The organism is Cryobacterium sp. Hz7 (assembly GCF_004402815.1).
Lineage (GTDB): Bacteria > Actinomycetota > Actinomycetes > Actinomycetales > Microbacteriaceae > Cryobacterium > Cryobacterium sandaracinum.
In genome coordinates this window covers 21,994-44,187 of the sequence record NZ_SOFB01000052.1, presented here as the reverse complement: position 1 = coordinate 44,187, position 22,194 = coordinate 21,994, and the positions used below count along the sequence as shown (strand labels likewise).

The window sequence follows — 22,194 nt, the reverse complement described above, 5'->3', positions numbered from 1 at the left end:
ATACGCAACTATATCTCGATATGTTGCGAGAACGCTACATAGCCCGCTTGCTGTCGCATTTATGCTCCACGCTGATAACTTTATCAGGCAACTCGGTTTGGGTGCGGTGCAGCGTTCTGTTCTCTGTGCCCAACAGGTGCCGGCGCTTGAGGAAGGCGTGGTCGAACGGCTCAGGCACGGCTCTTAACTTCTATTAATCTGTATTAATTCTATGAACAAGCAGGGCGCTTCGGGCAGGAACCACAGAGTCTGGCAGCTGCCGCGCACTCAGCGGGTAATCGTCGCGGACTTGCTCCGGCGCAAGCCATACTGCGCGTCATCGGACCGGTTCCGGGTCCAGCCGGGTGCCCGGGCGGTGAGCGGCTCAGCTGCGCTCACCAGGGACCCGGGCCGGGAGCGGGTGTAGAGCCATTCGCCCGACGCTGTGGCGACAGTCGTGATGCGCCGGGTGAATGCCTTCTTCAAAAGGGGCGTGTCCGCCGGGAACTCTGCGTGCATCCAGTCTGCGTAGAGCGCGAACAGGAAATCGCCGGCAGGAAGTCCCAGGCGAAGCGTTCAGCGAAGGCTTGCCAGAACGAGAGGATCTGCCCGTCGGCGGTGGCGTTGGCCAGCCAGGCTGCGGTGGCGGCGGGCTTCGCGCTGGACTTCTGCTGGGCGGCAGAGGCCGACGAGGATCGGAGGGCCGCGGCGATGGCCGGCCAGGAAGCGGCGTGCTCAGAATCAGCGCGCAGCTCGGCGACACAGGTGCGGCGCATTTCGTCGATGCAGTCGCGGGCAGCGCTCAGGGCAGCGAGCTCAGCGAGGGTTGCCGGGCTGTCGGTGCTCAGGTTGTTCAGCTCCGCGAGGGCGGTTCGGAGTGGGTGGTCGCTGTGGTGCATGGAGCAATCTTCCCCTCTTGGGGGCCACAGCGGGTGCCGGGTGTGCGGTTGTCAGCGACGAGTCAGGCTTTGACGCCGATCGGTGCTGTCGCCCTCTGTCACCGGCCCGACGCGGAGGAAGCCGTACTAGGCCTTCTCGAGGTCGGTGACGGACCACGCAGGCACGCGTGCGCACAAGGGTTCCGGAGCGCCGAGCAGCGACGCAGCACGGAGCCGGGTGTAGCGCCATTCGCCCGTTGCGGTGGCCGCGGCAATCGGCTTCAGCCTTCCGGTGAATGCCGTTCGTCCAACCGGCTGTTCTGCCGGGAACTCAGCAGTCATCCACGCCACATACAGGGCGTGCACGAAGCTGACGGGAAGGAAGCCCCAGGAGAACTGCTCGGCGATCGAGAGCCAGAACACGAGGATACGTTCGGTGGCGGGCGCGTTGTACTTGACGCCTGTTTTGCCCAGGGCTGTACCAGCGCCGGTGTTGGCGACAGCGACCTCGGAGCCGTATCGCTGCCTGGCGGCAGCGACCGACGGCGTTCCGAGCACGTTGGCGATTTCTGACCAGGCGATCGGCGGATGATCCTCGCGCAATTGGACCACGCAGTCGCGCATCAGTTGGTCGATGCAGTCGCGGGCGGTGCTCAGGGCGGTGAGTTCTTCGAGTGAGGCCGGACGATCTGGGCTCAGGCAATGCAGCTCAGCGATGGCGGTGCCAAGGGCCTGTTGAGTGATGCGCATGGTGATTTCATCCTTCATAAGGGGTACAGGCGTGTACCGTACTGGCGTTTTCTTCCATCGAGGGGTCGCGGATCGTTTTTCAGAATAAATACGGTCCGGGCTCGCGGGGCAGATTGCCTGGTGAGAGTGTGTATTTGAAAACACAGGTACCGGCGATTGTTTTTCTGAAAATCAAATACGGTCCGCGTTCTCAGGCGTCTTTTGCCTGTTTTCTCTTTGATTTACTGAATAAAGAAAGAGAGAAAGAGAGAGATGTACCGTATGTACCGCACGGACCGGGAAACCCTACACACACGCGCATGCGCATGCGCACACACAGGGGTTCCTTCGATAACGCGGTACATTCGGTACATTGAGCTTTCAGCCGTGATCAGGTGGCAAAAAAGCGGACCGTATCGCCTTTTCATCGCCGGTACCTGTTCGCATCGTACTCAGCCGTCTGAGCGAGCTATTACGGCTCTCATCAGGGGTTTTAGTGGCGTCGACGTGCTGTGACCGCGGACCGTATTTGGAAGTTCCGTCGCGGTACTTCTTGCCTGAGGGCATGTTTTCACCCTCAATCAGCCGCACTGGCGTGCTCACCGGTCCGAGAGCGAGCCTCAGACGAGCGAGTCGAGGTAAACCCGCACGGTCGCCGTGCCCGGCGCGATCTCGGTGAGCCCGTGGTCGACGATCGTGATGATCGAGGCGTCGTCGGGGCCCGCTGCTGCGTAGGCAGCGAAGCCGACCTCGCCGATGTTAAGCCCGGGATCTTCAGCCCAGGCCAGGCGGGTGCTGAAGGGTTGCGCGAGCAACCAGGCACCCAGCGCATGCGCCACCTGAGCGGCGGTCTTGCCCGTGGACATCGCCACATCAGAGTTGATCTCGATGTGCGGGGTCACGGCGCCGAGGCGCTGGAAGCGGTCAGCGTCGTGGGCGAGATCCAGGCCCGAGACTTGGAGCTTGCTGATCTCGCGGGGGCTGTCGTCATAGCGCGCCGGCACGAACGCAAGAGCGACAGCGTCACCGACGGTGACCTCGGCGTGTTCGAGCCCCAGGGCACGGATGCGCTCGAGCTCGATGGGGCGCTTGACGCGCTGCACGCTCTTGGTGAAGCTGCCGCTGAGCCAGCTGTGCCACGGATTGCTGCCGAGGTCGGCATGCACCATGGCGAGCCCGGAAGCGAGCGCCGCGGCGGCGATGGTGTCGAAATGCGTGGATGGTTGGACGACGATGGTCTGGACGAGGTTCATGGCGACGCTCACTTTCTGGTGTCAGGGCTGGTAGCCGCTTTCGGTGGAGGGGTCGTGTTCGGGTTCATCGCTCAGCCCGTACGGGTCGAGCTTCATGGTGCGCAGTTCTGGATTGCGCGCGTGCAGCTCGGTCACGGTCGCGGGCGCTCCGGGTGTCTCAGCTGCGACGTGCACGCCGCGCCGCATGCAGCCCTCTGCTGAGCGATCAGGCTCAATCAGCTTGCCCAGTACATTCGCGAGGTCTGAGGTCGCCTGCTGCGTGCTGACGCCGTCCTGGCCGCGGATGCGCTGGTGCTCGAAGCGAGCATCGACGAAGGCCTGGTAGACGGAGTCCGGGTGGTGCGGTGAGAGGCGCGTGACGTCGAGCGTCCAGCCGGCATGCTCGGCGAGCTGCTCGAAGAACACAGTCTGCGATCGGGTATTTCCCTCGCGGAAGGAGTGTGCGTGGTTCACCTCACCCCAGAATCCGGCAAGCTTCTGCGTGAATTCGGCTTGGCCGGCGATGCCGCGCAGCCGGCGCTCGGCGGCGAGACGGGTGTACTGCTCCCGGAGCAGAGCGGGCATCTCGGCCGGCTCAGCGTACGCGGTGCCGTGCTTCTGCATCGGCACGTTGCGGGGCTCACCCGCCCAGGCGTAGACGTCCTGGAACAGGTGCTTGTGGATCTCGCGCATGTGACCGAAGGTGAACGAGCCTGGGATCGGCGCTGTGCTCAGCTCGGCGATGCGGGTGGGGACGTAGAAGTTCTCGGCGTCGTTGAGGACGCGCTGGTCCGCTGAGCCCTGGGGCGAGCGGGCACTACGGCGTATCAGGTTGCTGATGACGCTGGTTCCGACGATGTAGTCCTGCTCGCGCGGATCGACCCGCGTGCTCACGAGTGCGGAGTGCTGTCGTGCTGGTCGAGCGCCAGGTGCTGACGGCCGAGCTTCCGAGCTTCGTCACCGGTGATCTCACCGGCAAGCTGCTGCCTGACCAGGTCGCGCAGGTAATTGTCTTCGAGGGTGTGCCCGGCGGATCCGTTGATGCCGTCGATGCGGGCCATCTGCTCGTCGATCTCGGTTCCGCTGAGCTTTCTGGTTGCGTCGTTGCTGTCAGCCATGGCTGGCCTTTCGTTCGGTGAAGGAGGTGCGTAACGAGAAGAAACCCCCGAAGAGCAGATGCTCCCCGGGGGTTTCAGGTTGGGCTCACCACCCGGTCGGTGGTGTGGCCCGGTCCTCACCCTACCGTTGGGTAGACCGAGGTGATTGTTGCGGCGGGCTGCGTGGCTAGCAGGGCTTTGATCCGCCCATGCCGTTGGAGGTCATGCAGCCGGGGCCACTGGCACCAGGACCGATCTGGCCGCCACCGCTGGGGCGAGCAGGAGCAGGAGCAGGAGCAGGAGCCGGAGCAGGAGCGGGGGCGCTGTACGAGCCTCCGCCGCTGGACGACCCACCACCGGAGCTGTAACTGCCGCTGGAAGAACCCCCGCCGGAGTAGCTGGATCCGGTGTCAGAGTTGTTCGAGTACGAGTTCTTGGCTGCTTGGGCGTTGGCTGCCACACGGGCTGCTTCTGCGGCTTCAGCTGCCACTCGGGCAGCCTCGGCTTCCGCGGCGACGCGCGCAGCCTCGATCTCGGCGGCGACGCGCGCGGCTTCGATCTCCGCGGCGATGCGGGCAGCTTCGTCGGTCTGGAAGGCAGCGAAGTCGGCGGTCAGTGCCTCGACGCTCAGGTCGAGCGCCTTGGCGGCTGTCTTGGCGCGGGTGGCGGTAGCAGTCAGAGCCGCAGCCTGGTCGCGGCCGGAGCACTTGGTGTCGACCTTGATCTTCACGAGTGCAGCGCGGGCCGTGGTCGTCTCGGCGATGTGTCCGGTGCCGTCGACGCGAGCGTCGACGGCGTCAACACCGGCGACGGCTTCGACACCCTCACTGGCCTCGACGGCGGGCACAGCCTTCACGGCCTCGACACCCGAACGGGCAGCGTAGTCGGTGCTGGCTCCAGCACTGGCGCTGGTCCCAGCAACAGCCGGCAGGTCGAGCACCTTGACAGCCGCCAGCGCCGCGTCGGCCGCGGCTGTGGCTACTTTCGCGCTCGTGGCAGCACTGGCGCCGTCCTTGAGGGAAACCGCACACAGGCGGCTCGCCTCTTCGGCGCTGGCGTTGGCCACGCTCACCGAGGTGAGCGCTGCCCCCGGCGATGAGCACCACGGTGGCGAGCATGGCGAAGAGCTTCTTGCGAGGCATCTTTGCTTTCGTGGCGGGTGCCTTGGCGTCCGGGGCGCTGGGGGTGATCTTGTCGGTCATGGTCTTCAGACCCCTTTCTGGGTTGTCGTGCTGGATGGGTGGTGGCTGGTGTTCTGGCGCGCACTGAAATTCATGCGCGCGAAAGCGAGCCGGCAGTTCTTACTGTCGGCTATGCACCGAAGCCCGGACAGGGGGTCCAGAGACCATTTCCTGCGGTCTTGGCGTCTTTCTGTGTGCTCGTGAGGTAACCGGACGCCTCGTCGGCCGCGAGGTGCGCGAAGCCCGCGCGACCTGTGGACTCCGAATAAACCGGGCACCGATACAGGTCGCAAGTGCGATCCCTCACGGTTCAACTCGCCCGAAGGCACATAGAAGAGCAAAGCATCTTGGCCCACGGAAGGCTGTTTAGGCGAGCTTCTGAGCCAGCACCCATCCGAAGGCCACAAGGCCAAGTAGCCCAACGACGATACCGGCTATGGCGGTGCCGCGACCGGTCACCTTCTGTCGCCCGTCCAAGTCATGAGACTTCGCCAGTCCAATAGCGGAAAAGATGATTCCTAGAATGCTCAGAATCGCGAAGGGATTGATGAGAAAGCCCAAGAGGGCAAACACGCAGCCTGCGTACGCGAACGAGTTGTTTCTACGGACCTGTCGGTCTTTTTCGCCACGAGTGAGCTTCGGGGCCAGCGCTATGGTCGCGCGGTAGTGGTTCGCCATCGGCACGTATTCCTCAGGCGCTGAGGTACTCGCGCCGCCGTAGTGGTTCGCCATCGGCACATACGCCTCAGTGCTCGCCGTGCTCGCGTTGTTAGCAGCTGCTACTGGGACGCTTTGAGGGTTAGCCTGCCTGTGCTCAGTCCAAACCGTGCCGTCCCACCACTTCAGGTGAGTCGAATCCGTGGGATCGACATACCAGCCAGGTTCAGGAACGGTCATGGTGCCCTTTCGATTTCGGGCACAATGATTTGCCCCCAAACCTCAGTCTATGAATAGCGCAATCGCTCCAGTAGCCCCCGTGCTTGGGACAACAACGTACTCGGCCTCTCAACAGTGAGATCTTCCAGAGTCGCGGAATCCATGAAAGCCGCCGGCGGAGGCGTCATCGTCAACGTGTCGTCGACTGCGGGACTCGTGGGCTACTCCAACTCGAGCGCCTATGTTGCTAGCAAGTGGAGAGTGCGCGGCCTCACCAAGGCAGCGGCCCTGGATCTCGCGGCAGACCACATCCGTGTGGTCTCGGTCCACCCGGGCGGCGTCCGTACACCGATGATCGCCAGTATCTACAACCCGGAGGCATTCGCGAAGCAGCCGATCCCCCGGGTCGGCGAGCCGGACGAAGTGGCGAAGCTGATCCTGTATCTGGTCGCCGATGCCACCTACTCCACGGGCACCGAGTTCATCATCGATGGCGGTTCCACGGTTGGGCAGGTGCTGAACGTGTAGGTGTCAGGACCGACCAGAGCACCAGGATGTCGGACGCACTCAGAGCGATTCATCTTCACCGGACAGCGGGTTCGCGGGCGTCGTTGAACCCGCGATCGCTTGAAGGTTCGCGACGAGCCCGGCCAGTCCCGCTTCGAAGGCGACATCGGCCCGGTCGCCTGCGAGCCCGCCGCGGTGGAGCGCACCGTGGAGGGCCGGCTGCTCTTCCGGCTGCGTGACCCAGGCCAAGACGGGGGACGCGGCATCCATCGCCGAGCCGAGCAGATAGCTGTCGATCACCGAGACCGCGACGATCACGGCGCGGGGATCGAGCCCCTGGCCGGCCAGCAAGGCCGCGAGGCGTTCGTAGACCTCGAGGGTCGCCCCATCTGTCACCGCCGCGCCGACGAAGATCGGAACTGCCTTGGCGTGCTGCGCGAGCGCCGTGCGGTAGATCCGCGTCCAGCGCACCACCTGCTCCTGCCAGGTACCCTCGCCGGGGGGAAATCCGTCACTGGCGAGAACGTCAGCGCTGATGAGTGACCTCATACCGTTGATGATCTCCGGCCGGCCGCGCACATGGTGGTAGATCGACGACGGGCTCACCTTGAGCCGTCGCGCCAGACGCGGCAGGGTGAAGTCTCCCCACTCGTCGACGAGTTCGAGCGCGGCGCGGCAGATGTTTTCCGGGGAGAGCAGCGGGGTGGCAGGCCTACCCACGGTTAGAAGACGATCACGCTGCGGGCACGTTCACCTCGCCGCATCGCGTCGAATGCCTCGTTGACGTCCTCGAGCCGGATGCGGTGGGAGATGAGCTCATCGACCGGGAGTTTCCCCGCGAGGTACAGTTCGGCGATTCGCGGGAAGTCCCGCCCCGGCACGGTGGACCCGTAATTGGAGCCGATGAGCGACTTGCCGCTTTCAGCGAGGGCGAGGGCATCGATGGCCACCGGCGTGTCCTGCGGCGGGAGTCCGACGATGACCGCCTTTCCGCCGGGAGCGATGAGCCCCGGCAGCGACTCGATCGTCTCCACGCGGCCGATCGCCTCGAAGGCGTAATCGGCTCCGGTGCCGGTGAGCTCCCGCACGCGCTCAGCGAGGTCGGGCCCGGCCACGAACGTGTGGGTCGCGCCCAGACGGCGCGCGGCCTCGAGCTTCTCCTCGCTGCGGTCGACAGCGATGATCGGGTTCGCGCCGACGAGCTTCAGGGCCATGATGATCGACAGGCCGACTCCTCCGCTGCCGACTACGACCGCGGAGCACCCAGCCTCGACGACTGCGTCATGGGTCACCGCCCCGAAACCGGTCGCGATCGAGCATCCGATCAGGCTGGCAACGTCGAACGGAACATTCTCGGGGATGCGGACGGCGCCGGACTCGGGCACCACCGCATACTCGCACATCGACCCCACGGCGAGGTAGGGGAAGACCCGCTCCCCGTCGATCGTGAGAGCGGTGCTGCCGTCGGGGAGCACGCACTCCTCCGCCCGGCTCCCGGTGCACACATAGGCCTTGCCCGACACGCAGGCGACACACCGGCGGCACGGGTAGAACCAGGACAGGATCACGTGGTCCCCCACCGCGACGTCGGTGACACCCACGCCGATCGCCTCCACGGTTCCGGCGCCCTCGTGCCCCATGACTGTGGGCGAGGGCAGGGTCCAGTCGCCATCGAGTACGTGACGATCAGACCCGCAAACCCCCGAGGCACCCATGCGCACCAGCACCGCACCGTGCCCCGGGTCGGCGACCATAACGGTCGCTATCTCGAGCAAGTGGGACGAGCCGTCGTGCACCGCTGCGCGTGCGAGGCGCGTCATGCCTTCTCCCCCAGTACCGTCGAGGCCTCCGCCACTGGAGCGCCGGGGACGAAGTCACCGATGCCGCGTCGCTTGTAGAGCAACGTGGCCAGCACGAAGTAGACCACTCCACCCACGACCGCGGCGGGCAGCGAGGCTGTCGTGTACGAGAAGAGCGGATGCGTGTCGAGGGTGATCGGGTTGTAGATCCAGAGATAGAACGCGGCCCCGACGACGACGGCAACCATTCCCGCCCAGTTCACTCCGCCGCTGAAGTGGTACGCGCTTTCCCGGCCGGGCCGGTACAGGTCTCGCAGTGAGACTCGCTGCCGACGCAGCACGAAGTAGTCGGCGATGATCGCGCCGCACATCGCCGAAAGGAACGCCCCGCTCAGTGTGACGAAGAGCATGAACTTGTCGTACATGAATCCAGGGAAGAAGGTCAGTAACGCCGGCAGCACGAAGAAGGCGGCACACAGCCACGCCCATCTCACCCGTGACAGAAGATTGCCGCTGGCCTGCCTAATCGCGAGCACGGTCGAATACACGATGGATGAGCTACTCGTGACGTTGGCGAAGGCGATGAAGATCAGGATGAACGCGCCGAGAACCGGGCCTCCGAATGGCAGCATCCACACCGTCGGGTCGGAGTCCCCGAGGGTCAGTGCAGCAGCCATCCCCACGATCTGGGCGACAAGGGTCGCGATGAGCAAGCCGCCGTAGGCGGGCCATAAGGCCGCTTTCGGCGAGCGAGTCAGCCGGGCGAGCGAACCCATTACCGGGTACCACGACACACCGACCCCGGCGTTGAACTCGACGGCGAGCATGAAGTTGAGCCGGTCGTCATCAAAGGGGGCGAGAGGGGCGGCCGTGAAGAGAGTGTCGATCGAGGTGTTGAGGACGAGGTAGACCATCAGGAACAGCGTCACGATGAGCAGCCCAGGCGCGATGAACTTGTTGAAGCGGCCGATCGTGACGGGCCCGCGGGAAAGTATCCACCAGGAGACAACGATCGCGACAAGCGCGAAGAGGGTCACCAGCAAGCTTTCGGGCCCTAAATCGGCGCCGAAAGCCGAGTTCGAGACCTGGGTCACGGCACGGCCAACCATGATCGCCAGCAGCGACGACCAGCCCATCTCGGTGATCAGAATGACTGTGAAAACAAGAACGCCTACGCCCACGACACCGAACACGGGCCGCAGCAGGGTGTACTGCTCGACGCCGTAGCGCTGGCTCGCGACGACGCTCGCGAGAATCATGAAGCACAGGCCGATGGCGTTGCCGATGATCATCGCAGCGACGCCCTGCTGGAAGCCCACCAGCAGCGCGGTGAACCCACCGACCAGAAAAGCCCAGGTGGCGATCGCCAGCGCCACGTTGACGCCCGTGAAGTCCGCCGCGTTCCAGATGCGTTCCTTGTTCAACAGCGGCAACGAGCCGAGGGAGGCGGAATCGGGTTCGGCTCCACCGTTGCGTGCGTCGCGGACGCGCTGATTCGTCACAGTGCCAGCACCAGAACGCCAAGCAGCGTGATCATGCCGGCGACGCCGACGAAGACCCAGAGTTCCGCTCCCGTCAGCGCGCTACGCGCGGGATCATCCCTCTCGATCGAATCGATGACGCCAAGTCTGCTCTCCAGCTCGACGGCGATTCTCGCATCCGTTGAATCCATGATTGGCTCCCCGTGTAATCGAATGTCATTCGGTTTTGGTCAATAGTGGCGGTCGATGGGGTGCCTGTCAATTAGTATTCGCTGTACGGCGACTGACGTGGACGTCTATCGCCCGGCAACCGAGTGACCGACGCTGGTGAGAGATAGGGACGCAATGCTCAGGATTGCCGTTCTTCAGGGTGCTGCAAGAACCAACGCCGTCGCCGAGAACCTCGCGAAGATCTCCTCCTTCGCGGAGCAAGCGGCCCGCGAGGGAACCGACCTCCTCGTTACACCAGAACTTTTCGCCACCGGCTACGCACCGAGCCTCGTGAGACACTCCGACGGCGGCGCGGTACGAGCGGCACTTGCCGGGATCGCCCGGCAGCACAGCATTGCTCTCGTCGGCTCGAGCGTGGAGGCGGCCGGCTCGGATCTCCACATTTGCGCGTCGTTCTTCGACGACCAGGGCATCGAATTGACCCGATATCGCAAGGCTCACCTGTTCGGCCCCGACGAGAAGGAGTCCTTCGCCCCCGGAAACGAGCTGCCGGAACTGGTGCCGTACCACGGTCTCACCATCGCACTCGGCATCTGCTACGACATCGAGTTCCCCGAATACGCCAGAAGCGCGGCTCGGCGCGGCGCCGACCTGCTCTGCATCCCGACCGCCGTACCCAGCACGGGCGATGTGGGCGGCGCCACGCTCGAGCTCAGGTACAACGCCGAGCGAATCTCGACCATGATGGTGCCGGTGCGCGCCCTCGAGAACGGCGTCTACATCGCCTATGCCAACCACACCGGCCCCGCATTCACAGGGCACAGCGGCATTGCGAGCCCCTACGGAACGTTCCTCGCCCTGGCGGCCGACGGCGAGCAGCTACTGACCGCAGAGGTCGATGAAGAGGAGGTACGCCGGGCACGCGGGATCAACACCTATCTCGAGTGCGTGCGAACCGATCTCTACCCGCCTCCGGGGTAGCGGCACTCGATGCTCCGCACGACTTCGCCACGTACCGAGTCCAGGCCGCCCCCATGCACAGCCCCTTCACGCCACCACGGACCTTGGCTCTGTGCCAATGAGGGCCGGCTTACGGGCAGCTGAAATGAACCGCGATCCAGAGCCACTGCACTCGGTCGTGCAGAGATGAACTCGAACAGAGAATATGCGGAATCATCGCCTATATAAAGACAAACATCATCGCCCTCGCCGCAACGTTGGGGACGACCGTCATCGGTGCGTTTGTGGGAGCATTCCTGAGCAGCCGTTTCGGCTACCTAACCGCTATCGATCAGGCAGCTAGCCGGAAGCGTCACTTCGATGAAGTACTGACCCTGCCTCATCGAGGAACCGATTGAGCCCGACACGTCCTCTCCTTCCAGACGTCATGTCTGGCCGGCTATGTCCCGCTAAATGGAGGTCAGCGTGTCTTTCTGCAGCCACTTGAGGCGTGCTGCGTGTCACAACCCACCAACAGGCTGGGGCTAGTGCATCACTCTGGGGGGAAAGATGGAAAATCAAATCGAGCCGGTCACCGACGGAATGGCTTTCACCGCCATTGAATAGGATCTAGCCCTTCATGGGGTGACCGGCTACGAGACGACAATGAGCTGGTTCGCGACGCGCTATAAGCAGGGCGAACGAACCGTTTACTCGCTTGATTTCTCTCCCGCCGAGATTGTCAGTCTCATCGCTCGTCCAGACCCCACACATGTCACACCTGGGAATCGAACTATTCGTCCGGCCCATGCCGCGTCCTTCGGAAAATACATCCGCGAGAAGAAGAGATGGACAGCCCTAGGGATGATCTTGCGCGCCCCTGCCATGTTCGACTTCGTGACGATAGCCAAAATTGCTGGAACCGAGTTTGGAAAAGTCTCCTTCGCCCGCCTTGCTCTGAGGGACATTCATATTCTCGATGGTCAACACCGAATCTTGGGGTTCCATCTCGCCCATCAGGCAATCACTGATGACCTCGACAAGGCACGTTCGGCCCTTGACTCTGCGCGTCGCGTCGACCCGAAAGGCAATGCCGAAGCGCACGCCAGGCAACGCGTGACAGAACTGGAAGCCCAGAGGAAGCGCTTGTCCGAGGAGCGCATTGCCGTGCAGATCTTCATAGAGAGTGACATGAAGGAATACCGTCAGATGTTCTTCGAGATCGCCGACAACGCTCTAGGTATTACCGCTAGCGTGAAGGCGCGTTTTGACGATGTGACAAATGCAGAAAAACCGGCCCTCACCTCTGGGCCGCAGCGAACAGTGGGCGTGCGCAGCGGTAATCCGAGTGACTGGATGGCAAACAGGTTTTGGTGCTCCCGCAGCGTTTGCTCTGGTTACGTCCCCGTGAGTGGTGTGGTTTCCCGCTCTTGCGTGTTGCTTCGTCAACGTGAAGAGCCACCGTGGGATGGTCAGTGAGTACCGATCAAAGNTGAAGAGCCACCGTGGGATGGTCAGTGAGTACCGATCAAAGAACTCACAAAGGACACCACACGATGGCTCTAGACCAGTCTGCCCTGCTCGACCTGCTGGGAGAACTCAAACTCACCGATGTCACCGACCGCATCCGCGTCGCGACCGAAACCTTGTATCAAGAACTGATCGATGCGGAGGCTACCGCGTTCATCGGTGCAGCCCCGTTCGAACGCCCCGGCGACCGCACCACCCACCGCAACGGCACCCGAGCGCGCACCCTGACGACCACAGCCGGGGGCCTCGACCTGAAGATCCCGAAGCTGCGCGCCGGCTCCTTCTTCCCGGCGCTCCTGGAGCGTCGCCGTCGGGTCGACCAGGCGTTGTTCGCTGTCGTGATGGAGGCCTACGTTCACGGCGTCTCGACCCGAAAGGTCGACGACCTCGTCAAGGCCCTCGGAGCTGACACCGGGATCTCGAAGTCGGAGGTGTCCCGGATCTGCGCAGGCCTGGACGCCGAGGTGGCCGAGTTCCGCGACCGCACCCTCGCCGCGCAGGACTTCCCCTACGTGTTCCTCGACGCCACCTACTGCAAAGCCCGCGTCGGCCACCGGATCGTGTCCCAGGCCATCGTCGTCGCGGTCGGGGTGGCTGCCGACGGACGCCGTGAAGTCCTGGGTTTCGACGTTGGTGACAGCGAGAACGAGGGCTTCTGGACGTCGTTCCTGCGGTCGTTGAAGACTCGCGGTCTCGACGGGGTCAAGCTGGTCATGTCTGACGCTCACACCGGCCTGAAGAAGGCCATCGGGACCGTGTTCCAGGGCGCCGGCTGGCAGCGCTGCCGGGTGCATTTCATGCGCAACGTCCTCGCCGTGGTGCCGAAGGGATCGCAGGAGATGGTCGCCTCGATCATCCGCACCATCTTCGCCCAGCCCGACCGCGAGCACATCGAGAAACAGTTCCGCGAGGTGACCACGATGCTCTCCCGCTCGCACCCGAAGGTCGCCGCGATGCTCGTCGACGCGCAACCCGACCTCCTCGCCTTCGCCGGCTTCCCGAGGCGGCACTGGCGCCAGATCTGGTCCACGAACCCGCTCGAACGGGTCAACAAGGAGATCAAACGCCGCACCGACGTCGTCGGAGTGTTCCCCAACTCCGCGGCCCTGTTGCGCCTGGCCGGGTCGGTCCTGATCGAGCAGCACGACGAGTGGGAAGCCGGCGAACGCCGTTACTTCTCCGAAGCATCCATGCTCGAGCTGGCCGTCATGAACAACCCCATCGAGGTCATCGACGAGGCGGTGATCCTCCCGGAACTCGCCGCCGCCTAAGCTAGAACAGCTGACCCGCACGGTGTCGAGAAATTCCACCACTCAGCGGGACGTGACCGGCAGGGCGTACATGTTCTCTGAGCTCGTATCATCAGATGAGAAGACCGTTGCGTCTCTCTCGTCATTCATCGGCCAAGCGGCCGCATCAAGTCTTGTTTCGCCAGCTTTCCTGGGCTTGCTCGCCCTATGTCGAGATGTTGATGTCAGGGTGGCGCTCACTGAGAATCCCCACCTGCGTCCTGACATCGCTGAGATGCTTGCGGCCGATCCCCGCGAGGAAGTGCGCGAAGCCGCCAGACAACGCACCGACTCAGCGCACACGCACGAAGTACTCACGTCATTGCGTGAAAGGGCAGATACGTCAGATGCCTTCACGAGAGCGCATGAGTCCAAGAGTGGCGACGAGCTGTCTTCCTTGGCTCGCCATTGGGACCCTGATGTTCAAGAAGCGGCGATCAGAAACCCTGCTCTCGGATCGTTTCACGCCCGCACCCTGGTCCGCGAGTGGGTCGCCCTCCTCACCATCGATGAAGACTCTCCCCCAGACTGGATCCACCTGACGGCAATCTTCTCGGCCGGAATTCCTAGCCCCCCNCCCCCCCCCCCCCCCCCCCCCCCGATTCCTAGTGGAAATCGCGTCCTCCGGCTGAGTAGTGCGCTCATACGCGCGCAGTCCATTCCGGAACAGGAGAAGCTGGATTTGTTGGAGTGGGTTGACTTCGCTATCCAGGTGCACCACCGGGGCGACGAAGACTATGTTTTTCAGCCGCAACAAGAGTTCGCCGAACTCGTTGTCGACGGCGTGATCACAGATCAAGCACTGATCGACATGTATGCGATTGGCTGGATCTGGTTCTTCGACGAGGATTCCCGTTCGGACAAGCGGTACGAGGACTTCGTTCGGGATCGATCGTGGAAGCAGAAGCGACGGCTGTTCGCCAAATTAAACCTTTCGGATTCCGCACTTCTTACCCTGCTCGACAGCGACACCCCCGCGTGTCAGCCTGTAGTGAGACAGTTCGTGTTTCAGTTTGTGTTTGACTACAGGCCGCGTTTTGGGCGGGGAATTGAGTGTTCAGTTGGATTTTTCAGAGTTGCCCGAACGAGTATCGAAGTATCAGCGATATAGCCCGAACGAGCGGTTGGCGGTCTTGGCCCGGTGGGACACGCTCCTTGAGCATGGCCAGCGTTCCACGTTCTGCCGCCAGCTTGGGATCAGGCCGAGCACGGTCTATGTGTGGGATAAGCAGCGCCGTGACGGGCTGTTGATCGTGTCGGATGCCCGTAAGAATAAGTACGTGATGAGCAAGGAAGAACGCGCCGATTATCGGCGGCTGCAGCGTGAGAACGAGCGGTTGAAAGCGCAGTTGGACCAGTCGGAAGCTGCGGTGGAGGTGCTGGGAAAAGCATCCGAGCTCTTGGGGGCTTTGGCCAAGAGCTCGCAAATCAAGGCACCCTCACTGCCCGAACAACCAGCGATCCCGCCGGCGTTCCAGAGCCGGAAGCGGGACGAATAAAGTCCCGCGCCGTCACCGATCTCGCCGTGACCGGGATGTCCGTGGTCCGGGCCTGCCGTCTGCTGGGTCACTCGCGGGCCTCGTTCTACCGTCACCGCCGCCCAGCGGTTGATACGCGGGTGCCGATGCCGCAGGCCGATCGTTGCCAGCCGGCGGCGTTGTCCCAGTCGGAGCGGGCGTCGGTGCTGGAGATCCTCAACCTCACCCCCTACGCCGGCTTGTCAGTGTGCCAGGCGTTCTACCGCTCGTGGGACGACTGCTACTACGTGGCGTCGAAGTCCTCTCGGTACCGCATCGCCCGCGCGGCCGGCCAGGTCGGCGATCGCCGTCGGCAGGCCACGGGCTCGCCCAAGAAGATCCCTGAACTGGTCGCCAACGGCCCGTCTCAGGTGTGGTCCTGGGACATCACGAAGGTTCGCGGCCCCGCCGCGGCCAATGGTTCCACCTCTACGTCATCATCGATATTTGGTCCCGCCGGGCAGTGGGCTGGCGGATCGAGAACTACGAAGACAGCGACCTCGCCCAAGACATGATCCAGACCGCCGTCACCGTGAACGGGAAAGCACCCGGCTATCTGCACTCCGACAACGGGGCAGCGATATGCAGCCAACCCGTATCCGTGCTTCTGGAAATGCTCGGCATCGGGAAGTCCTTTTCCCGGCCGAAAGTCTCCAACGATAACCCCTTCTCCGAAGCATTCTTCAAGACGCTGAAATACGACGAAGTCTTCCCGAGCTCCTTCCCCGACCTCACCACCGCCGAGGACTTCTGCCACTGGTTCTTCCGCGAATACAACCAGAACCATCGCCACTCCGGGATCGGCTGGCACACACCCGACAACGTCCACCACGGCCTCACCACCAGCATCAGCGCGGCCCGACGCAAACTCCTCGACCGCACCGCCACCGCACACCCCGAACGCTTCAACCACCGCCCCAAACCACCCGCCCTGCCCCGACGCGTCTGCATCAACGACCCGCACCAAAGAACCATCCCCAACCTGTCTCACACAGGTTGACAAATACCGACACTGCCCGAATTGCCTACGAAGCCGAAACAATTCTGGCCGAACGATGGGTCTTCCAATCGCGGGAGGACATTCGCAGCAATTACTGCGGGGCCATGCTGGAGAACCCGGCCACGAATGATGCAACTCTCCGTTGGCTCGTTGAGGCAGATTGGGGCCTTTGGCCCTGACCCCAGCGAGTGGACACCTCACAAGAGAGAATGTTCACTATGGCAAGATCACGTCGGGAGTTCACTCCTGAGTACAAAGACGAGGCCGTGAAGCTGGTCATCACCACCGGCAGAGCGGTCGCGACCGTCGCCCGCGAGCTTGGTGTTAACGAGGCCACACTGGGCCGGTGGGTGAGCGCGTTCAAGGCTCGCAACGAGACCGGGCAGACCGAGGTGACGGAGTCTGAAAGGGCCGAGCTGCTGCGGCTTCGGAAAGAAAACGCGGACCTGAAGATGGACAGGGCGTTCTTGAAAAAAGCGTCCATCTTCTTCGCCCAGGAAGCGTCGGATACGAGCGTCTTGCGTTCGAACTGATGCTGGCGGAGAAGACCAACTTCACCATCACCCGCATGGTCCGCCTCCTCGAGGTCTCCCGGTCGGGCTACTACGCCTGGGTTGGCCGGCCGCCGTCGCCGGCGTCGATTCGGCGGGTGCATATCGAGCGGAAGGTCACCTTCTTCCACGGTGATTCCGACGTGGTCTATGGGGCCCCGCGGATCTTGGCTGATCTCCGCGCGGACGGGGAGATCATCTCTCGCAAGACCGTCGCCGTGACCATGCGACGACTGGGTTTGGCGGGCATTTGTCCGAAGAAAGGGAAGACGACCACGATCATCGATCACGCTGACGCTTACCCGGTCGACGCGGTGAAACGGAAGTGGGATACCGGGGCGCTGAACCAGGTCTGGGTGGGCGATATCACCTACCTGAGGACCTGGGAGGGGTGGGTGTATTTAGCGACCGTCATCGACGCCCACAGCCGCCGCGTCATCGGCTGGGCCATCGCCGACCACATGCGCACCGACCTCATCCAGGACGCCCTCATGATGGCCATGGTGATGCGCGGGGACCGCCCGGCGACGGTGATCTTTCACTCGGACCGCGGCACCCAATACGCGTCGGAGCAGATCACCGAGTTCGCTGCCGCACATGGCATTACCCAGTCGATGGGATACACCGGAATCTGCTGGGACAACGCAATGGCCGAGAGCTTCTTCGCGAACTTGAAAACAGAGTTCTACTACCGTCGCATCTGGCCCACCCGGGCCCGAGCGATCCGCGACGTCGCGGCGTGGATCGAGGACCACTACAACCGCCGCCGGCGGCACTCCTCGATCGGGCATGTCACCCCGGTGGACTTCGAGATGCAATACTCGTCCCAGGCCGCAGAGATCCAACTCGCCGCTTAACCCGTGTCCACTCTCCGGGGTCAAGGCCAGTCGTGGCGTTTTTCACCGCTGCAGGGTTCTCGCCATGGTGTCGTCTCACCAGGCAACTGTGAATGTCCGAAGTCGTCTGCACAGTAGTTTGATCTTCCGGCGTATCCGTACCCGTGTGGACGACTGGCATGTTATTCCATAGTCCGGTGCACGACGAAGCCGTCGCTGAGGACCGGGTTCCTGAGCGTGGTCTGCTGATGGTCCCCGATGAGGGGTGGGCGCTGGCGGTACGCCGGGCAGAAGCCTGCAGGTTCGAGCGCGCGATCTCCGGTGACCGTTCAGCTCGATGACGGGACCACGACCGTCACCGACCCGCGTCTCACGCGTAAGCGGTGTCGAAGAAGGCGAGTTCGAGGTCGACGACGTGCTCCCACACCGCGGTGAGGCGGTCCCGCTCGGCAGAATCCTGGGGGAAGACGCGATCCAGCTCGTCGAGGAGGAACTGCACCCATTCCTGGAAGTCGGTGCCGCGGTGGAGGTCGATCCACTCACGGTGGACGAAGCGTTCGGGCATCTGCGCCTCGCGCTCCCCCCAATCGAGGTAGAGCCATTCGGCGATGACGAGGATAACGAGCAGGTGAGGGTAAGACTGTGATCGGGTCGCCTCGGTCATCACCTGCCTGAACGCGGTAGTGGCGGGAGTGAGTTCGGGTGCGGTGCGTTCGGACTTGGGAACTCCGAGCTCGTCGAAGGACTGCTGGAAGTAGCCCTCCTCGTCCGACGCGAGCATGCCGAGCTGGCGGGCGAGACGCCGTTTGGCGGGCACCTCGTCCCCGTACGCGACACATGCTCCGAGCATGGAGAGGAAGGCGTCGAAGAACTGGTGGTCCTGCACGAGGTAGCCGATGAGGACCTCGTCGTCGATCGCGCCGGCGGAGAGCTCCCTGACGAAGCGGTGGTCGACGGCGGCGTCCCACGCCTCGGCCACCGCGGCGCGGAGTTCCGCGATGTGGCCGTTCGGGTCGACGGTGATGGTAGCGATGCCGGGTGCAAATCGGTGAGCGTCGGTCATGAGCATCTCCTCTGTCAGATTGTGCGCTGCCGTCCTTGGCAGGGCGCGTCGACAGGGGAGGATGTCCGGCGGGTGCAATCGCAAGCGCGAACGCATAGGTGGATGTTCACAGGCGAACGGTCACCACACGACTTCCTCCGCCGGTGCTAACCGGTTCAGGTTCAAGGGTCTGCTTGCGCACTCTCAGCGCCCATTCACGGCGCTCCCCTGTCGTACAGGTCGAGTGTACACAGGGGTTGCTGATCGGGAGTAGCTCCGCAGGCGAACAGGCGATTCGCCGCAGACACGAGCTTGTCAAGACAATGTCAACACCCCCTCGCCATCGTGGGTCGTCGCTTCACCAGACAATGACTACGCAACCTCTAAGTTGTGCAGCCGACTGCGGACACTCGTGCAGTCAACTTCGGACACTGTCCGCACACGATCGTTTCCGGGCCCGATCTCATCGCCAGGCATCCTCGCGAGCTGCGAGCCCGTCGACCGCGCCCTGCCAAACCCAACAGCGCAGCTCTTCCCCGTCACCGTCGACGTCGACACCAACGGCGTCCTTCGTCCAGCGCATCACGCGGACGGTGCAGCGCACATCGGTCTCACCGAAGCGCAACAAAGCCCTCTCCCAGGTGGGCGCCCGCTCGGGTCCGATCGACAACACCGGCATGCTTAGCCTCAATACCATTCAGATAAGCACTCTCCTCTTACATTGCGGCTATGGCGCGTACAGGGTGGGTGAAGCCGGTCTCTGACCGTCGGTTGTCGGGTTTGGTAGCCGCGCACCCACCGATACGCGCACTGCCGAGAGATGCCAAGTTCCTTGGCGACGTGCGCGGCCGGACGACCACCCAACACCCTTTCGGCCAGAAGAGCCCTTCCGCGAACGTTCAACCTGGCATTGTGTGACATGAGGACCTCCGTTGCGAAGTGAGACGTTGAACATCTCCACTAAGCACCGGAGGACCTCCCTTTTTCAACCCCTTAAGCCACTAACGTCGTGGCCGGGTACACTTAGGTCGCGGTTCAGAAGGTCAGGATCGGCACGGTACGCGTGCTGCACGCCCTGTTCATACAACCTAGTCGGCATGTGGTTCCCGTGCCGACGCAGCCAGCGGTGCACCGTGGAGACCGGGCGGCCCAACCGGACCACGATCATGCGGTGCCCATCGCCGCGGGCCTTCACCGCCAGGGCGGTGCCGATCACCTCGGCCGTGTCCGCCCGCCGCAGAACCAGCGCTGCGGGCAGCAGCACGTGCGTGGCTGCGCACTCCGGGCAGCGGGCACGGCGGGGTCACACCAGTAGCTCTTGACTACCACACCGACCGGGGGAAGGGGCCACCTCGTGTTGAGGATGTCGCGGTCGCCATCACCGTGCCGATCAGCCCGGCCAGGATCAACGCGACGACCCCGGTCGTCCGCGACCATCGGTGTTCGTCACGATGATGCCGCCGATATCGACAACCATCTGAAACCACGATCGTAACCCACCGCGACGCACCACCCCGGCCTCATCGTCACCCACCGCGACGCATAAAAGGTGTCGAGAAATTCCACACTCAGTGGGACGTGATCGCGGGCAGCGTAGTCGGTGGCGGGTTCGCTGGATCACACATCCCCTGTGGTGTCATCCAGACTCTCCAAACGTTTCAGGGGGTATTTGTGAACAACTGGGCGTCATCGGATTAGCAAGTATGTGCCGTGCCCTAGACCCGCTTCTATGCTCGACTTTGTCGTCGCGGGGCTAAGCGCCAACTCCGCGCCGTATGTTGAGGGCCTTGAGCTCCAACGCGCAGTCCATCGTTCCGTTGTCTCTGGGGAGAGAGCGGACACCGTCATCTTCCTGGAGCATCCAGCTGTATACACGGATGGTAAACGCACCGAGCCGGAGGAGCGTCCTACGGACGGTACCCCGGTCATTGACACTGACCGTGGTGGCAAGATCACCTGGCACGGGCCCGGGCAACTCGTTGGATATCCGATCCTGCGTCTCGCCGAGCCCGCCGACGTCGTCGGCCACGTGCGACGGTTGGAGGGCATTCTGATCGACGTGCTCGCCGGGTTCGGTATCGAGGGTGTCCGAATTCCCGGCCGCTCCGGGGTCTGGGTCGGTTCAACCCGCCGGGAAGACAAAATCGCGGCCATCGGCATCCGAGTAGCGGAAGGAGTGACCATGCATGGATTCGCCCTCAACTGCAGTAACTCCCTTGAGCCGTACGATCACATCATCGCCTGCGGGATCAAGGATGCCGGGGTGACGACCATGTCGCGCGTTCTCGGTCGCACGGTGCACACATCCGAACTGATCGACCCCATGAAGGCAAATTTCAAGAGTGAAATGACGGTGGCCGCATGAGAGCTGTCCCAGCGGACCGGAAGCTGCTCCGCCTTGAAATCCGCAATGCCGAAACGCCTATCGATCGCAAGCCTGCGTGGATCAAGACCGTCGCCAGGATGGGCCCCGAATACCACAAGCTACAAAACCTGGTGAAGAGCGAAAACCTGCACACTGTCTGTCAGGAGGCCGGCTGCCCCAACATTTTCGAGTGCTGGGAAGATCGGGAAGCAACCTTCCTGATCGGCGGTTCGCAATGCACCAGGCGCTGCGATTTCTGCCAGATCGACACGGGCAAACCCGCACAGTACGACACAGATGAGCCGAGGCGCGTCGCGGAATCCGTCGTGAAGATGAATCTGCGCTACTCCACGATCACGGGCGTTGCCCGCGATGACTTGCCAAACGAGGGAGCATGGCTGCACGCCGAGACGGTCAGGCAAATCCATCAGCAGAGTCCCGGCACCGGAGTCGAGATTTTCGTCACCGATTTCTCCGGCAACCCCGACTTTCTCGGCGAGGTCTTCTCCTCCAGACCCGAGGTCTTCGCGCACAATGTAGAAACCGTTCCGAGATTGTTCAAGCGCATCAGGCCGGCTTTTCGCTATGAGCGTTCTTTGGATGTCTTGACCCAGGCGCGCGCCGCGGGGCTCATCACGAAGTCGAATCTTATTCTCGGCATGGGAGAGGAACGGTCGGAGATAACGCAGGATTTGCATGACGCAGGCACAGACATCATGACGATCACACAATACCTCCGACCAACGGCGCGACATTTGCCTGTCGATCGTTGGGTGAGTCCGGAGGAGTTCATTGAGCTCAAGGTGGAGGCCGAGGAGATCGGTTTCCTCGGGGTGCTGGCCGGTCCTCTCGTTCGTTCGTCGTATCGGGCAGGCAGGCTGTGGGCACAGTCCATGCAGGCCAAGGGGCGAGAGGTCCCCGAACACCTCAGACCACTGGAGGATGCTTCGCTCGGCTTCGCGCAGGCCGTCTAAACTACTTGGAGTGGTTATGTGGGTCATGGGGATGATGCAGTTGCTGCGGTCCTGGCCGAGCTGGAGGATTTCGTGGTCGAGTGATTGCGTCGCCGCCCAGGACCCCACCCGACCGGTGGACCGACGCTGAGACCGTGACGAAACGACAGCACGCATCCGGTGCAGACGATGTCCATTGTCCTGGGAGGGTTAGGCCCCCCGCCACGAGTGGCCTACCTTGG

The 22,194-nt window shown here is 63.1% G+C and carries 23 protein-coding genes, 2 pseudogenes and 1 riboswitch; of the genes and pseudogenes, 10 read left to right on the top strand and 15 right to left on the bottom strand.

The genetic code is table 11. The annotated features are described in order from the left end of the window. Window positions 1-267: 267 nt before the first annotated feature. The 8 genes from E3N86_RS12295 to E3N86_RS12260 form a co-directional block, all read right to left on the bottom strand. Window positions 268-465 carry a hypothetical protein gene (locus E3N86_RS12295; protein WP_134512064.1) on the bottom strand — a complete coding sequence of 66 codons (198 nt, stop codon included), beginning with the start codon at window positions 463-465 and terminating at the stop codon, window positions 268-270. Then, on the bottom strand, window positions 462-878 hold the full coding sequence (locus tag E3N86_RS12290; RefSeq protein ID WP_134512063.1) for a hypothetical protein: 417 nt from the start codon (window positions 876-878) through the stop codon (window positions 462-464). Before E3N86_RS12290 ends, E3N86_RS12295 begins: the two co-directional genes overlap by 4 nt. 126 nt (window positions 879-1,004) lie before the next feature. Continuing rightward, window positions 1,005-1,625, bottom strand: coding sequence for a hypothetical protein (locus tag E3N86_RS12285; protein ID WP_134512062.1), 621 nt, complete (start codon window positions 1,623-1,625; stop codon window positions 1,005-1,007). Between the two features lie 581 nt (window positions 1,626-2,206). Beyond that, window positions 2,207-2,839, bottom strand: coding sequence for a hypothetical protein (locus tag E3N86_RS12280; protein WP_134512061.1), 633 nt, complete (start codon window positions 2,837-2,839; stop codon window positions 2,207-2,209). Window positions 2,840-2,860: 21 nt separating this feature from the next. Next, window positions 2,861-3,712 (bottom strand): Fic family protein, encoded by an 852-nt coding sequence (locus E3N86_RS12275; protein ID WP_134512060.1) that lies wholly within the window; start codon window positions 3,710-3,712, stop codon window positions 2,861-2,863. Beyond that, entirely contained in the window at window positions 3,709-3,936 is a 228-nt protein-coding gene (locus E3N86_RS12270; protein WP_134512059.1) for a hypothetical protein, read from the bottom strand. The genes E3N86_RS12275 and E3N86_RS12270 overlap by 4 nt, the downstream gene beginning before the upstream one ends. A gap of 166 nt (window positions 3,937-4,102) precedes the next feature. Further along, on the bottom strand, window positions 4,103-4,981 hold the full coding sequence (locus E3N86_RS17015; RefSeq protein WP_174843020.1) for a hypothetical protein: 879 nt from the start codon (window positions 4,979-4,981) through the stop codon (window positions 4,103-4,105). 481 nt (window positions 4,982-5,462) lie between these two features. Further along, a complete protein-coding gene (locus E3N86_RS12260; RefSeq protein WP_134512058.1) occupies window positions 5,463-5,993 on the bottom strand; it encodes a DUF2510 domain-containing protein in 531 nt (176 codons plus the stop codon). A 114-nt stretch (window positions 5,994-6,107) separates the two neighbouring features. Here E3N86_RS12260 and E3N86_RS12255 point away from each other — a divergent pair, with 114 nt between their 5' ends. Beyond that, the gene (locus E3N86_RS12255; RefSeq protein WP_255453071.1) at window positions 6,108-6,500 is read left to right on the top strand and encodes an SDR family NAD(P)-dependent oxidoreductase; all 393 of its coding nucleotides are present in this window, start codon (window positions 6,108-6,110) and stop codon (window positions 6,498-6,500) included. A gap of 39 nt (window positions 6,501-6,539) precedes the next feature. On the opposite strand, the gene E3N86_RS12250 is transcribed toward E3N86_RS12255, so the two are convergent. From E3N86_RS12250 to E3N86_RS16890, 4 genes are read right to left on the bottom strand one after another with little or no spacing between them, the layout of a single operon-like run. Next, the gene (locus tag E3N86_RS12250; RefSeq protein ID WP_134512056.1) at window positions 6,540-7,199 is read right to left on the bottom strand and encodes a TetR/AcrR family transcriptional regulator C-terminal domain-containing protein; all 660 of its coding nucleotides are present in this window, start codon (window positions 7,197-7,199) and stop codon (window positions 6,540-6,542) included. Between the two features lie 2 nt (window positions 7,200-7,201). Further along, window positions 7,202-8,299 (bottom strand): zinc-binding dehydrogenase, encoded by a 1,098-nt coding sequence (locus E3N86_RS12245; RefSeq protein WP_134512055.1) that lies wholly within the window; start codon window positions 8,297-8,299, stop codon window positions 7,202-7,204. After that, complete coding sequence (locus tag E3N86_RS12240) at window positions 8,296-9,780, bottom strand: cytosine permease (protein WP_166785087.1); 1,485 nt, start codon at window positions 9,778-9,780, stop codon at window positions 8,296-8,298. The genes E3N86_RS12245 and E3N86_RS12240 overlap by 4 nt, the downstream gene beginning before the upstream one ends. Beyond that, window positions 9,777-9,950: a hypothetical protein gene (locus tag E3N86_RS16890; protein WP_166785086.1), complete on the bottom strand. Its 174-nt coding sequence runs from the start codon at window positions 9,948-9,950 to the stop codon at window positions 9,777-9,779. The genes E3N86_RS12240 and E3N86_RS16890 overlap by 4 nt, the downstream gene beginning before the upstream one ends. Before the next feature lie 154 nt (window positions 9,951-10,104). Between E3N86_RS16890 and E3N86_RS12235 the strand changes: the two genes are divergently transcribed. From E3N86_RS12235 to E3N86_RS12205, 7 genes and pseudogenes are all read left to right on the top strand, one after another. Continuing rightward, entirely contained in the window at window positions 10,105-10,911 is an 807-nt protein-coding gene (locus E3N86_RS12235; RefSeq protein WP_134512053.1) for a nitrilase-related carbon-nitrogen hydrolase, read from the top strand. A gap of 603 nt (window positions 10,912-11,514) precedes the next feature. Continuing rightward, entirely contained in the window at window positions 11,515-12,348 is an 834-nt protein-coding gene (locus E3N86_RS12230) for a DNA sulfur modification protein DndB (RefSeq protein ID WP_134512052.1), read from the top strand. 77 nt (window positions 12,349-12,425) lie between these two features. Continuing rightward, complete coding sequence (locus E3N86_RS12225; protein ID WP_134512051.1) at window positions 12,426-13,670, top strand: IS256 family transposase; 1,245 nt, start codon at window positions 12,426-12,428, stop codon at window positions 13,668-13,670. Between the two features lie 1,079 nt (window positions 13,671-14,749). Continuing rightward, entirely contained in the window at window positions 14,750-15,187 is a 438-nt protein-coding gene (locus E3N86_RS12215) for a transposase (RefSeq protein WP_166785085.1), read from the top strand. A gap of 26 nt (window positions 15,188-15,213) precedes the next feature. After that, complete coding sequence (locus E3N86_RS17435) at window positions 15,214-15,720, top strand: hypothetical protein (protein ID WP_241986101.1); 507 nt, start codon at window positions 15,214-15,216, stop codon at window positions 15,718-15,720. Further along, window positions 15,669-16,205, top strand: coding sequence for a transposase (locus tag E3N86_RS12210; protein WP_370295463.1), 537 nt, complete (start codon window positions 15,669-15,671; stop codon window positions 16,203-16,205). The genes E3N86_RS17435 and E3N86_RS12210 overlap by 52 nt, the downstream gene beginning before the upstream one ends. A gap of 209 nt (window positions 16,206-16,414) precedes the next feature. Continuing rightward, window positions 16,415-17,613 (top strand): annotated as a pseudogene (locus tag E3N86_RS12205) (IS3 family transposase). Window positions 17,614-17,962: 349 nt separating this feature from the next. Here the strand turns inward: E3N86_RS12205 and E3N86_RS12200 are convergent. The 3 genes and pseudogenes from E3N86_RS12200 to E3N86_RS12190 form a co-directional block, all read right to left on the bottom strand. Further along, window positions 17,963-18,655: a TenA family protein gene (locus tag E3N86_RS12200; RefSeq protein WP_134512047.1), complete on the bottom strand. Its 693-nt coding sequence runs from the start codon at window positions 18,653-18,655 to the stop codon at window positions 17,963-17,965. A gap of 115 nt (window positions 18,656-18,770) precedes the next feature. Continuing rightward, window positions 18,771-18,874: riboswitch (TPP riboswitch) on the bottom strand. Window positions 18,875-19,097: 223 nt separating this feature from the next. Further along, window positions 19,098-19,304 carry a hypothetical protein gene (locus tag E3N86_RS12195; RefSeq protein WP_134512046.1) on the bottom strand — a complete coding sequence of 69 codons (207 nt, stop codon included), beginning with the start codon at window positions 19,302-19,304 and terminating at the stop codon, window positions 19,098-19,100. 110 nt (window positions 19,305-19,414) lie between these two features. Then, a pseudogene (locus E3N86_RS12190) lies at window positions 19,415-19,555 on the bottom strand (leucine zipper domain-containing protein); the annotation flags it as partial. A gap of 808 nt (window positions 19,556-20,363) precedes the next feature. Between E3N86_RS12190 and lipB the strand changes: the two are divergent. Then, a complete protein-coding gene (gene lipB / locus E3N86_RS12185; protein WP_134512045.1) occupies window positions 20,364-20,999 on the top strand; it encodes a lipoyl(octanoyl) transferase LipB in 636 nt (211 codons plus the stop codon). Next, window positions 20,996-21,973, top strand: coding sequence for a lipoyl synthase (gene lipA, locus E3N86_RS12180; RefSeq protein ID WP_134512044.1), 978 nt, complete (start codon window positions 20,996-20,998; stop codon window positions 21,971-21,973). Before lipB ends, lipA begins: the two co-directional genes overlap by 4 nt. Window positions 21,974-22,194 lie beyond the last annotated feature (221 nt).